1 pseudogene is annotated in these 209 nt (G+C 65.6%); it reads left to right on the top strand.

The features are described from left to right. Positions 1 to 209, top strand: a pseudogene (locus VTU_RS28325) (sulfatase); the annotation flags it as partial.

The following is a 209-nucleotide window of genomic DNA, read 5'->3' on the forward strand; positions in this document are numbered from 1 at the left end:
CTACGAATACGACTTCCGCGACATCTTCTATTCCCGGCCAGAAACCGCGCTCGGCCTGGAGATGGACGAATGCGCGCTGGCCGTGGTGCAGGACGCGCACTACAAATACGTGCACTTCGCCGCCAGCGCGCCCCTGTTCTTCGACCTGCGGCGCGACCCGCAGCAACTGAACAGCGTCGCCGGCCAGCCCGAATACGCCGCGCAGCAGC

The sequence above is a fragment of the Verminephrobacter aporrectodeae subsp. tuberculatae At4 genome (assembly GCF_000193225.1).
Taxonomy (GTDB): Bacteria; Pseudomonadota; Gammaproteobacteria; order Burkholderiales; family Burkholderiaceae_C; genus Acidovorax; species Acidovorax aporrectodeae.